Source organism: Brachybacterium atlanticum (genome assembly GCF_025669985.1).
GTDB classification, from domain to species: domain Bacteria; phylum Actinomycetota; class Actinomycetes; order Actinomycetales; family Dermabacteraceae; genus Brachybacterium; species Brachybacterium conglomeratum.
Map to the genome: position 1 here is coordinate 21,273 of NZ_JAKJJW010000013.1, position 12,293 is coordinate 33,565.

The 12,293-nt window shown below is 75.4% G+C and carries 8 protein-coding genes; 2 read left to right on the top strand and 6 right to left on the bottom strand.

Going from position 1 to position 12,293, the window contains the following annotated elements; all coding sequences use genetic code 11:
• Positions 1-33: 33 nt before the first annotated feature.
• The gene (locus L3K22_RS08275) at positions 34-1,341 is read right to left on the bottom strand and encodes an alkaline phosphatase family protein (RefSeq protein ID WP_263310945.1); all 1,308 of its coding nucleotides are present in this window, start codon (positions 1,339-1,341) and stop codon (positions 34-36) included.
• 161 nt (positions 1,342-1,502) lie between these two features.
• Complete coding sequence (locus tag L3K22_RS08280; protein WP_263310946.1) at positions 1,503-1,793, bottom strand: hypothetical protein; 291 nt, start codon at positions 1,791-1,793, stop codon at positions 1,503-1,505.
• 105 nt (positions 1,794-1,898) lie between these two features.
• On the opposite strand from L3K22_RS08280, the gene L3K22_RS08285 reads away from it, so the two are divergent.
• Positions 1,899-3,284 (top strand): serine/threonine-protein kinase, encoded by a 1,386-nt coding sequence (locus tag L3K22_RS08285; protein WP_263310947.1) that lies wholly within the window; start codon positions 1,899-1,901, stop codon positions 3,282-3,284.
• A 96-nt stretch (positions 3,285-3,380) separates the two neighbouring features.
• Here L3K22_RS08285 and L3K22_RS08290 read toward each other — a convergent pair whose 3' ends face one another.
• From L3K22_RS08290 to L3K22_RS08305, 4 genes are all read right to left on the bottom strand, one after another.
• On the bottom strand, positions 3,381-5,030 hold the full coding sequence (locus L3K22_RS08290; RefSeq protein ID WP_263310948.1) for a serine hydrolase domain-containing protein: 1,650 nt from the start codon (positions 5,028-5,030) through the stop codon (positions 3,381-3,383).
• Positions 5,031-5,117: 87 nt separating this feature from the next.
• Positions 5,118-5,945 (bottom strand): SWIM zinc finger family protein, encoded by an 828-nt coding sequence (locus L3K22_RS08295; protein WP_263310949.1) that lies wholly within the window; start codon positions 5,943-5,945, stop codon positions 5,118-5,120.
• Positions 5,942-9,082: a DEAD/DEAH box helicase gene (locus tag L3K22_RS08300; protein WP_263310950.1), complete on the bottom strand. Its 3,141-nt coding sequence runs from the start codon at positions 9,080-9,082 to the stop codon at positions 5,942-5,944. Before L3K22_RS08300 ends, L3K22_RS08295 begins: the two co-directional genes overlap by 4 nt.
• 192 nt (positions 9,083-9,274) lie before the next feature.
• On the bottom strand, positions 9,275-11,044 hold the full coding sequence (locus L3K22_RS08305) for a MinD/ParA family ATP-binding protein (RefSeq protein ID WP_263310951.1): 1,770 nt from the start codon (positions 11,042-11,044) through the stop codon (positions 9,275-9,277).
• 103 nt (positions 11,045-11,147) lie between these two features.
• Between L3K22_RS08305 and L3K22_RS08310 the strand changes: the two genes are divergently transcribed.
• Positions 11,148-11,939: a protein phosphatase 2C domain-containing protein gene (locus L3K22_RS08310; RefSeq protein WP_263310952.1), complete on the top strand. Its 792-nt coding sequence runs from the start codon at positions 11,148-11,150 to the stop codon at positions 11,937-11,939.
• Positions 11,940-12,293 lie beyond the last annotated feature (354 nt).

A 12,293-nucleotide genomic window follows, 5' to 3' on the forward strand; every position in this document is an offset into this window, starting at 1 on the left:
GGCGCCCGGCGCTCCGGGGCCTGACGCTCCCCGTCAGCTGCTCTCGACGAGCGGGGCGGAGGCGTGCACGCCGGTCCCGTCCGCGCCGGGGCCCGGGCACATCCCCGCGGCGGTCGCGCCGGGCAGCGTGAGCCCCATCGCCGCGGCGAGGGTCACGCCGAGATCCGCCCAGGAGCCCTCGACCCCGGCCGGCGGCAGCCCGGGCCCCTGCGCCAGGGCGACCGCCGGGGCGGAGGGGTCGCTGACCGCGCGCGGCCCCGCGTAGTAGGGGTCATCGCCCTCGACCAGCGGACGATGGGTGGCGGAGAGGCCGAAGACCGTGCCCGAGGTGCCCTCGAGCACCGCGACCACGTCGGTCTCGGCGGTCGCGCCGACCCCGTCGTCCACCGCACGCAGCTGCAGGCGCGAGTGCGCGGCGAGCCTGGTGAGGGCCTCGAGGGCGATGTCCCGCACCGCGGTCCCCTGGCCGTGGCGCACGTGCACCACGCCGCGCGGCCCGTCGGGCCAGACCAGGACGCGGGAGTCCTTCAGGCGGGTGCCCTCGGTGCGGACGAGCCCCTCCGCGGCGAGCACGGCATTGGGGTGCACGAGCAGCGCGGCGGGCACCAGCCGGCGCCCCGGGACCAGGAGCACGCGGTCCTCGGGACCGGGGGAGAAGGCGCCGAGGATCGCCTCGATCTCCTCGGCCGCCTCGCGCAGCGCCCGCGTCGCGGCGGGGGCGTCGAGCCCGGCGGCGCGGCGCGCGATCCCCAGACGGCTCAGCCGCACGGCGAGCAGGTCGATGCGGTCGCGGGCCAGGGCCTCGACGGCGATCTCGGAGACGAGCTCGTCGGGGACGGCCTGGGAGAGCTGCACGCCCATCTCGCGCCGCGGCGCGAGATGGTCGGCGACCATCCGCGGCGAGCTAGTGCGCTCGGTCATGTCCCAGCGGTTGCGGTAGCGGCGCAGGTCCTCGACCAGCGGCAGGCACAGGTCGATGTCGCCGCCGGCCGTCGCGGGCCACTGCAGCGCGGCGGTGCGCAGCCCGGCCTGTCGCGCGGCGGTGAAGAGGCTCGGCGTCGCCATCGCCTCGGCGTACCAGGTGGAGCGGCTCTCGGGCCGCTCGGGGTCGAAGGGCTGCTCGGTCGCGACGCCGGTGCGCGCGACGGTGGTGCCGGCGACCAGGGTCGCCAGCGCCGGGGCGGGCTCCGAGGGGCCGCCCGCCCGGATCCGCAGCGGCGAGGCGGCGGCCGCGAGCGCCGCCAGCGGATTGCTCGACCCGTGCTCGGAGCGTGCGCAGTCGGCCAGGTCCTGCTCGTCGAGCCCGTCGACCGCGATCATCAGGGTCCGCCCCGAATCCATGTGCACCCCCGAGTGTCGTCCGTCGCCGTGACGGGAACCCTAGGGGCGCAGTCTTGCCGCGGTGCGGGGCGTGGATGAGCAGGCGGTCACCGCGAGGTGAACAGGAGGCGACCTGCGCGGCAGGTCGCCTGGGATCGCGCGGCGGACCGTCCCGAGGGAGGTCAGCGCAGCTCGGGGTCCGAGACGTCCGCGCGGCCGGAGTCCGCGTCGAGGCGGCGCCGGATCAGCGCGGCGCGCCCGCGGTCGCGGTCGACGGCCCTGTCCACGAGCGGCGTGGTGTCCTGCTCGGGCTCGTCGGGCTGCAGCACCAGCCACACCACGAAGCCGATGGTCAGCAGCAGGCAGCCCGCGCCCAGCAGCGCCATCAGCGGCCAGGTCGCCGCGACGGGGTCCCAGAACGAGCCTTCCGCCGGGGCTGCGTGAGGCGGTGCGGCGAGAAGCAGCGCGTCCACGGGCACCCCCTCAGGTCGGGACGGTCGGGCCGGGCACGCGCCCGGGCGGCAGGGATCCCCGTCAGCATAACCTCGGTCCGAGCGCTGAGGTTATGCTGGGAAATCATGGCTGACGTTATTGTCGGGCGCTTCGCGCTCATCGACCTGATCGCCAAGGGCGGGTCCGGGTCCGTGTGGCGCGCCTGGGACTCGAAGACCCAGGAGCTGTGCGCCGCGAAGGTCCTGCGTCAGCGCGATTCCGCCGACCTCATGCGCTTCGTGCGCGAGAAGGGCGTCAGCTTCGACCATCCGCACCTGCTGACCCCCTACGGCTGGGGCGCCGAGGACGAGCACGTCGTGATCGCGATGCCGCTGGTCTCCGGAGGGACGCTCGAGTCGGTGATCAAGACTCGCGGCAAGCTCGCCGAGCCCGCCGTCGTGGTGATCCTCGACCAGCTGCTGGACGGGCTCTCCCATGTGCACGCCGAGGGCTGGATCCACCGCGACGTGAAGCCCGCGAACATCATGTTCGAGCCCCGCGGGCGCCAGTTCCCCGTCTCGCGCCTGGCCGACTTCGGGATCGCCGTCCACGAGACCGACGTGCGCTTCACGCATGTCGGCATGGTCAACGGCACCCCCGGCTACATGGCGCCGGAGCTGTTCGCGATGGCGGAGCCGGCCCCCTCCCACGACCTCTACGCCGCAGGCGTGGTCGCGCTGGTCGCGCTGAACGGGCCGATCAAGCTGCACGACGGCGCCTTCCGCCCCGACGAGCTCACCCAGCTGCTGCGCGGCGTCACCCCGAAGCTCTCCGCCGTGATCCGCCGCCTGGTCGCCGCCCAGCCCGAGGACCGCTACCAGGACGCCGACGCGGTGCGCCGCGATCTCCCGCGCGTGCCGCCCGGCTACCCGCTCACCCACGCCGACGGCGCGCCGCTGACCTTCCAGGACACCCTGGACCCGCTGCCGCCGAACGCCCCGGGCGCGGTCCGTCCCGAGCGGCCCGCCGCCCAGGTCGCGCCCTCCTCGATGGAGGCGATCCGCGCCGGTCAGGTCCAGCAGGGCTTCTCCGTCGGCTCGGCCTCGCCGCAGACGGGCCCGCAGTGGGCGCAGCGACCCGGTGGTGCGACCGCGGCCGGTCCGGGGCAGGGAGGACAGGGGCCGGGAGGACAGGGCGCGGGCGGTCCCGGCACCCGCCCCGGCCAGCCCGGCCCGGGCACCTCGCCCCACACCTTCGCCGGCACCACCACGACCATCGGCGGCCCGACGGGCGGACGCCCGCCGCGCGACCGCAGCACCATGATCGCGATCGGGCTCGGCGCCGGCTCCGCGCTGGTGCTCGGCGTGATCGTCGCGATCGTGCTGCTGGTGGTCTTCGACGGGAACGCGACCGCCCTGCCGGAGGGGCCGGCGGCCGACGGGACCGTCATCGCCCAGGTGGTCTCCCAGGCTGAGGGCCCGGTCCAGGCTGCGGGGGATCTCCCCGCCGCCGACGAGCACCCCGCGGACTGACACCCGGACTCGCACCCGGCGTTCCTTCGGAGCGGCAGGGCCCGACACGGACTGCAGGAGCCCGCCCTGAGGCGGGCCCCCGTCCCCGCGCCACGATCAGCGCGCGATGGTGTCCAGGGACTGCACGAGCCCCTCGCGCCGCGGGTCCATGAGCAGCTCCACCTGCAGCGCCGACGGCGCCGTCGCGGCGCCGTCGGCGGGCGCGACACCTCCGACGGACCTGGCAGCACCGGCAGCCGCCCCGCCGCCGCTCGCGCTCCCCGCCGAGCCCGCGCCGCTCGCCGAGCCTGCGCCGCACCGGGCGGGCACCGTCCAGCGCAGCCGCGCCCGGCTCAGCACCTGGGCGTCCCGGACCCGCAGCCCCTCGAGCGCCGAGGTGTCGAGCCCGGTCGCGACCAGCGCCTTCTCCAGCCGGCGGCGTCGCTCCGCCCGCGGCACGTCCAGGTCCATGTTGTCCGCGAACCAGGCGTCGGCCAGGCCGTCCTCGCCGGTGCGCATCCAGTCCAGCGCCGCGCGGGCCGCCTCGAGGGTGCGCGGCGCCGCCTCCGGCGCGCGACCGGCCAGCAGCTCCGGCGCCTCGCGCTGCAGGATCCGCAGCGCCTGCATCGACAGGGGAGTGGCCGGGGCGTACTTCGAGTTCGCCAGCGCCACCACGCCCACGCCGGAGTCGCGGTGCCAGACCATGAACGAGCCGTAGCCCGGATAGCCGCCGGAATGGGAGATCACCTCGCCCAGGTCCGGGAAGTGCTCGATCACCAGGCCGAAGCCGTAGCCGCGCACCCGGTCGAAGCCGGGGGAGATCCCGTCCTGTCCGGCGGGGAGCGGCGCGAGCGCCTGATGGCGGTGCAGCTGCTGCATCTCCCGGCGGGAGGCGGTCGCGAGCGGTCCCGCCCCGCGCGAGGCGCTGTCGGGAGCGTCGGCGGCGGAGAGGAAGCGCACCCAGGTCGCCACGTCGTCGACGCTCGAGAACAGCCCCGCCATCGCCCCGTACACGCCGGGGGAGTCCAGCGGCACGGCCTCGAAGCGGGTCGCGTCGGTGCGGTCGGCGAGCCGGTGCCCGGTCGCGAGACGGCCGGTGTCGATCTCGCCGGCGGACCAGCCCGTGGCCGTGAGGCCGAGCGGGTCCAGGAAGCGGCGACGGATCTCGGTCGCGTAGTCCGAGCCGGTGACCTCGTCGATCACCCGGCCCAGCAGCGCGTAGCCGGTGTTGGAGTACTCGAACCCGCCGCCGGGGCGGTGCACGTGGCCGAGCCCGCCGCGGAGCACGGCGGCGAACTGCTCGCGGGTCATCGCCTCCTGGCGGTCGCCCCAGGGGTTGTCGGTGATCAGCCCGGCGTCCATCGTCAGCAGGCGGCGCAGGGTCGGCTCGCGGTCGTCGTCCGCGAGCTCGAACGCACCCTCCGCCTCGGGCACGTGCGCGGAGATCGGGTCGTCCAGGGTCAGTCGGCCCTCGTCGCGCAGGGCGAGGATCGTCGCGGAGGTGAAGGACTTCGTCATCGAGGCGATGCGGGAGACGGTCGCGCGGTCCATCGGGGAGGAGCCGGGGGCCGGGCGGCCGTCCGCGAGCTCGCGGTGCCCGGCCGCGCCGTGGGTGAGGATCGCCTGATCGTGGGCGTGGCCGCCGATGATCGCCCAGGTCACGCCCGAGGTGCGGTGCTCGGCGACGGCGTTCTCGGCGAGGGCGGCGATGGCGGTGACCGCCTCCGCGGGGACGTGGGGACGGGGGCTCTCGGCGCTGGACGGCATGGCTTCCACTGTAGTGCGGCGCGGCGACCGCGCCGACCGGATGCGCTGCCGCTGTGGACGGCCCGATCGCGGCCGCGCTGCGGGCGCTCAGCCCCGCTCCGGGTCTTCGCCCGTCCCGTCGACAGGCTCCCCGCTCGTCCCGTCGACCAGCTCCCCGCCCGGGCCTCCGCTCGATGCCTCCGCGGTCCCCGCGTGGTAGAACGCGGCGATGATCGCGGCGGCCTCCTCGCCGACCACCTCGGCCAGGCGCGCGGGATCGGTGTGCCGCGCGTCGTAGGGCGCAGGCTCCGGCGCCGCCTCCCCCTCGTCCGACGCGTCCGGCGCCCCGTCCCCGGCGTCGTCCGTGTCCTCGCCGCGGGGCGGGCCCGCGGCGCCCGCCGCCGGGGCCACCGGCGCGACGAGCTCCTCGAGCCGGAACCCGCGCAGGGTCAGCAGGTGCACGGGATGCTCGTCCACCGCCTCCACGAGCACGTACACGAGCGCGGAGACGTGACGGCAGGGACCGGGCCAGTCCAAGCAGTCGCAGTCGTGGGAGAGCTCGGCGGCGTCCCGCGGCAGCAGCGAGAGCATCGAGGGAGCGAGCTCGGCCTCGATCTGCTCGGGATAGGTGCCGGCGGCCAGCCGCGCGGGCAGCTCGGGGTGGGCGCGGGCGACCTGCAGGAACACCTCCCGGTCCCCGTCGCGATAGGCGGGCAGGTCCAGACGGGCCTGGTGCAGGCCGCCGTCGAGGTCCTCGACCGCGGCGCGGGCGGCGCCCGGCTCGACCTCGAGCCACTGCACGCGGCCGGCGCGCGCATCGGCGCGGCCGCGGCCGGCCCTGCCCGATCCGAGCAGCCGCTCGGCGGCCTCGCGCAGGGCGACCGCCTGCCAGGCGGTGCCGATCGGTCCCCGGCGGGAGCGCAGCTGGATGCTCATCGGGTCCCCTCCCCTCGGTCCTCGTCCGTCTCGTCCAGGGAGAGCAGGTCCAGCAGACGGTCGTCGTCGAGCTGGGCGAGCCAGTCCTCCCCGTGACCCACCGTGAGGTCGGCCAGGGCCTGCTTGTCCTCGAGCACGGTGTCGATCTTCTCCTCGACCGTCCCGGCGCTGACCAGCGTGTTCACGGTGACGTCGCGGCGCTGGCCGATCCGGAAGGCACGGTCGGTGGCCTGGTTCTCCACCGCCGGGTTCCACCAGCGGTCCAGGTGCACCACATGGTTCGCGGCCGTGAGGGTCAGGCCCGTGCCACCGGCGCGCAGGCTCAGCAGCATCAGCCCCGGCCGGTCCCGCTGCTCCTGGAACTCGGCGACCATCCGGTCCCGGTCACGCTTGGCGACCCCGCCGTGGAGGAAGGGCACCGAGTCGATGCCGAGCTCGGCGAAGCGCTCGGTCCAGTAGGGGACCAGCAGGTGCCCGAAGGTGGTGAACTGCGTGAACAGCAGCGTCTTCTCGCCCTTCTCGAAGGCGGAGGTGAGCAGGTCGTCCACCAGCTCCAGCTTGCCCGAGCGGTGCTCGCCGCCGCGCACCAGCGGCGAGCCGTCCCCGAGATAGTGGGCGGGATGGTTGCACACCTGCTTCAGCCGGGTGATCGCGGAGACGACGAGGGTGCGGCGCTTGTTCTGCTCGGCCCCGTCGAGCTGGACCATCAGCTCGTTCACGATCGCCTCGTAGAGTCCGGCCTGCTCGGGGGTCAGGTTCACCACCCGCTGCAGCTCGATCTTCTCGGGCAGGTCCTGGATGATCGAGCGATCCGTCTTCACCCGTCGCAGGATGAACGGCGAGGTCACGAAGCGCAGGCGGCTGATCGCGCTCGCATCGCCGTCCTCCTCGATCGGGGTGGCGATCCGCTCCTGGAAGCTCGCCGCGCTGCCCAGCAGGCCCGGGTTCACCGCCTCCATCAGGGAGTGCAGGTCGCCGAGCCGGTTCTCGACCGGGGTGCCGGTCATCGCCAAGCGGTGCGGGGCCTGCAGCGCGCGGGCGGCCTGGGTGACCTGCGTGCCGGGGGTCTTCACGTGCTGGGCCTCGTCGAACACGATCCGGTGCCAGGGCACGGCCTGCAGCAGCGGCAGGTCCCGGGCCAGCAGCGAATAGGTGGTGATCACGAGGTCGAGATCGGAGGCGCCGTCGACGAAGGACTCGTCCCGCAGCCGGTCCCCGCCGTGGTGCACGTGCACCGAGAGATAGGGCGCGAACTTCTCCGCCTCGCGCTGCCACGCCCCCACCACGGACATCGGGCACACCAGCAGGGTGGGGCCGACGGGCATGGGCGGGATCTCGCGACGGTCCGTGAGCGGGCTGTCCACCAGGCGCTCCCTGCGCACCCCCTCCCGCTCCCGGCACAGCAGTGCGAGGACCTGCATCGTCTTGCCGAGCCCCATGTCGTCGGCGAGGATCCCGCCGAGGGACTGCGTATCCAGTGCCCACAGCCAGTTCAGCCCGTCGAGCTGGTAGGGCCGCAGCGTGGCCTGCAGCGTCTCGGGCTGCGGATAGGGGTAGGGGCCCTCCGCGCCGGGCAGCAGCCGGGCGAGGCCCCTGCTGCCGCCGGAGACCAGGGCGGACATGCCGAAGTCGACGTCGGCGACCTCGGGGGAGAGGATCATCGAGAACATCTCGATCCACGGCGCACGCCCCTCCATCTCGGCGGGGACCGGTGCGGGCGGCGGCAGCGCCGGTGCGGCGGGGCGGTCCGGCCTGCGCCGGGCGTCGCGGGCTCGCTCCGCCTCCTCGCGGTGCCCGTCCTGCACCTGGCCGTCCTCGCCGGCGGCGAGCCGGTTGCTGCGGGTGCGGCGGCTGAACGCGTCGAGGAACCGCTCGGCGGCGCGGAGGGTGGTGGGGTCCAGGCGCACCCACTGGCCGCGCAGCTGCACGATCTCGGCCTGCGCCTCGCGGAGCTGCGCGATCTCCTCCTCGGTGAGCTCGGTGTCGCCGACGGCGACCCGCCAGCGGAAGGACGCCATCGCCCCGAGCCCCACCCCGGAGCCCTTGCGCTCGCCGGGCTCCTCCTCGGCCTCCTGGGGGCGCAGGGTGGTGCGCTGGGCGGTCCAGTCGCGGGGCAGCAGCACCGTCACCCCGGCCTGCTCGAGCGCGGGGGTGTCCAGGGCGAGGAACGCGGAGGCCTCCTCGGTGGTCAGCAGCCAGTCCACGCCGGTGTCGTCCACGGCGGCGCTGCGCACGGTGGGGGCCAGCCGCAGCACGGCGGCGGAGGCCTCGGCGGCGCCGGCCGCGGTGAGGTCGCCGACGGCGCGCAGGTCCGCGACGGGGTGCACGGTCCCGTCGTCCTCGCGCAGGCAGGTCTGCAGCGGCCAGGCCGTGCCGACCGGCGGCTGGAACAGCCGCACCACCAGCTCACTGTCCCCGGGACCGAGCCGCACGCCGGGGCGGCCGGAGTCGACGAAGGCGTCGAAGGCGGTGGTGAGGCGGCGCTGGGCGGGCGGATCGGCGCGCAGCTCGCCGTCGTCGGCCAGCGCCCACAGCACCCCGGTCGGATCGGCGGACGGCGGCGGGGCGCTGCGCAGGTGCTCGGCGAAGGCGGTGCGAGCGTGCCCGTCGACCAGCGCGTGCAGCAGCGGCGGCGCCTCAGGATCGGGGGCGCGCCACTGCATGACGGGCCGGCCGTAGAGCTCGGTCGCGCGGGCGCGCAGGTGCCGTGCGGCGAGCAGCTCCTGGGCGCGGAGGTCCAGCACGCAGGCGGCCAGCAGGTTCGGCATCGCGATCAGGGAGTCGGCGAGGCGGGCGGCGGTCCCGTCGGCGAGCAGCTCGGCCAGCCGGTCCGTCAGCTCGTCCCCGAAGCGCGCCTCGAGCAGGGCGGTCGCGGCTCCGACCAGGCCCGTCAGGCCCGTGCCGGACAGCGGCAGCGCGGGCAGCCGACGGTCCCCGCCCTTGCCCGGGATCCGCACGCGGTGGCGCAGCTGGTCGGGGGCGTCCTCGAGCGCCGCCGCGATCGCGGCGGGGGCGTCGGCGCGCAGGCCGGCGAGGTCCTCCAGGGCGCGGGACCGGCGCGGGCCGGTCTGCTCGGCCACCCACAGCGCGGGCCCGAGGTCCTCGTCGACGACGAGGTGGAGGCGGCGATCGGGCATGGCGCCCACCCTAGGCGTCGGCGCCGACGGACGAGCCGGTCGGCGTCGCGCTGTGGATGGCCGCGCGGGGCGGGACGCTGGGGAGGAGAGGTCCGGACGGCCGCGGGGACGTCCCCGGCGCGGCCCGACCGCGCTGGGCCGACCTGCTCGCGGCCCGCCCGTCCACCGCCCGCCCGTTCACCGCCCGACGGCTCACAGCCCGTCGACGATGAGCGCGGTCGCGTCCAGCCAGGCCTTCTTGGTGGCCTTGGAGACCCGGCTCCAGTCCAGGTGGGTGCCGTCGACGAACTGCTGCTCGTAGGGCACCTCGGCGACCGCGCGGGTGTGCGCGCCGAAGTGCGCGAGCAGGCGCGAGCGCAGCGTCGGGTCGAACTTCCCCTTGGAGGAGTGGGACAGGATCGTCACCGCGTGGTCGACCTGCTCGCCCAGCCCCGTCGCGCGCAGCTCGTCGATCATCCAGGCCGCGGCGTTGAAGGTGTCCTCGCGGACGGTCGAGATGATCACCAGCTGATCGGCGCTCTTCACGGCGGCCAGCCAGTTCGAGGCGCGCACGTTGTTGCCGGTGTCGATCACCTTGATGCGGTAGAAGCGCGAGAGCGCCTCGTCGAGCTCGCCGAAGGCGCGGTCGTCGATCAGCGCGGCCGAGCCCGGGTCCTCGTCGGAGGCGAGGATGTCGAAGCGCATCTCGCCCTGCGGCCGGACGTACGGGTCCAGGTCCGCGTTGCTCGCCGAGGGGGAGCGGAGCGTCTCGATGTCGTGCAGCAGGTCCACGGCGGTGCGGTGGTGCTCGGTGGGCACGCCGCGCCAGCCGAGGGTGCCGCGGGTCTCGTTGTTGTCCCAGGCCAGGACGTTGCCGCCGCGGCTCACGCCGAGGGTCGCGGCGATCATGAGGGAGGCGGTGGTCTTGTGGGCGCCGCCCTTGAGGTTCACCACCGCGATGTTCCGCGGGCCGTCCAGGGCTCGACGGATCCGCTCCAGGCGCTCGATCTCCAGGCGCTCCTTCCTCCCGGGCCCGGGGGAGATCACCCCGCCGGTGGCCCGCGTGATGACGCCGCGGAACCCGCGGGTGGCCTTCACCTTCCGGTGCTTCGCGGTCGAGGACTGCAGGTCCTGCAGGGTGGGACGGCCGTCGGCGGGCACCGCCGCGCGCGAGGGCAGCGGCCGCTTCGCCGCCGGGGCGGTCGCTTCGGCGCCGGACGACGCCGGCGTCGGGACCTCGGGGGAGGACGGTGCGGGAGCGGCCGACGGCGCCGACGGCGCGGAGACGGCCGAGGGTGCGGAGACGGCCGAGGGCGCGGACGGGGCGGAGACGGCCGACGGCGCGGAGCGGGCCGAGCGGGCCGACGGCGCGGAGGCCGCCGAGGAGGCGGAGGCGGCCGAGGCCGCGGAGCTCGAGACGGGCGCGACAGCCGACGGTGCAGACGCCATCGACGCGGCCGCCGACGGTGCGACACCGGCCACCGTCACGTCGCCGGCCTCGGAAGCGAATGGTGAGATGCGGGCGTGCTCGCCCGTCGTCACCGCCGCATGCTCCCCGGTCGACTCGGCGGCACCGCTCGCGGAGCCCGGCACGGTGCTCGGCGGCTTCGCGGCGGCCCGGCGCCGGCGCGCACGATGCGGACGCGCAGCCGAGGCGCCCTCGGCGTCGACCGCGGGATGCTCTCCGGTGACGATGAGCGGCGGCGCGACCAGCGGCTCGTCGGCCCCGGGGCCGAAGAGCGGGCGGTCGTCGGCCTCGCGCGGGGAGATCCGGCCGCTCGGCTCCACGCGCAGGTGGTGACGCACGTCGGGCTCGACGATGACCACGTCGAGCTCCTCGTCGGCGCTCTTGGCGGAGGTGATGAAGACCTGCTTGACCCGGTCCCGGATCTCGGGGAGGTCGGCCCCGGAGACCTCGACGGACTCGTCCGCGAGATGCACCGTGGCGGTCGTCTCGGAGGTGATGCGCGCCTGCGCGATCATCTGGTCATCCCTTCCATGCTGAGCGCCGCCGGACGAGGTCCGCGGCAGAGGTCCGGGACCACTGTACGGGCGCGGCGGCCCCTCCCGCGCCTACAGTGGCGGCGTGCACATCACGTCCCTCAGCGACCCGGCCGTGCCCGGCGCGGACGAGGACGCGGCGGGGGTGCTGGGCGAGGTCGCCGTGGTCCTGGACGGGGCCGGGGTGCCGGCCCGCTTCCGCTCCGGCTGCCGTCACGGCGTCGCCTGGTTCTCCCACACCCTCGCCGCGCGCCTCCTCGCCCGCGCCCAGGACCCCTCCCTCCCGCTCGCCGGCGCCCTCGCCGCCGCGATCGGCGAGGTCCGCTCCCTGCACGAGCACGAGTGCGACCTCGAGGCGGGCGGCCCCTCGGCCACCGTGGCCGCCGTGCGCCGCACCGGGACGCACCTCGAGCACCTCGTGCTCTGCGACGCCTCCCTGCTCCTGGAGCATCGGGACGGCTCCGTCGTGCGCCTGACCGACCGGCGCATCGAGGAGGTGGTGCGCCGCGAGCGCGGCGCCGAGGCGATCGAGGCGTGCCGCAACGCCCCCGGCGGATTCTGGGTCGCCCGCCACGAGCCGGCGGCCGCGGACGAGGCGCTGACGGGCCGGGTCCCGCTCGCGGACCTCGCGGCCGTCCATCTGCTCAGCGACGGCGTGACCCGGGCGGTGGAGCTGCTGGGGCTGCACGACGACGTCTCGCTCGCTCACGCCCTCTCCGCGGATCCGCGGGCGGTGATCTCCTCGATCCGGCGAGCGGAGGACGCGCTGGACCCGGAGCGGGCGCCGCGCAAGCGCCACGACGACGCGACCTCGCTCACCCTCCATCTCCGATCTCCCGTCGCGGAGGAGCGGGAATGTCGGACGAATCGCTCCTGAGGTGCAGCTGGGAGAGCCGTGCATGCGCGGTGGGAGCGCAGGGCCGACGTCGAGGGCGACCGGAGCGCCGACCATCCGGCCGGGCGCCCGCGCCGCGTTCGCGAAGTGCCCTCCGACCGCGTCTCTTGACGCTTTCATGGGGATCGCTCGACCTTTTCCCGGCGTGTCGTCCGAACTATGTTTCCTGCACGTCACCTGCAAGAACAGGGCATCCCCGTGCGTTTACAGACGGCGATCCAGGGCCTAGACTCGCTGTCACGACGTCGTTCGGGAAGGGGTCGCGAGCCCCAGCGGGGAGCGTGACGCGAAGAACGTACGGAGTCGGTCTTCGCGGGATGAAACCCCCGCGTTCGG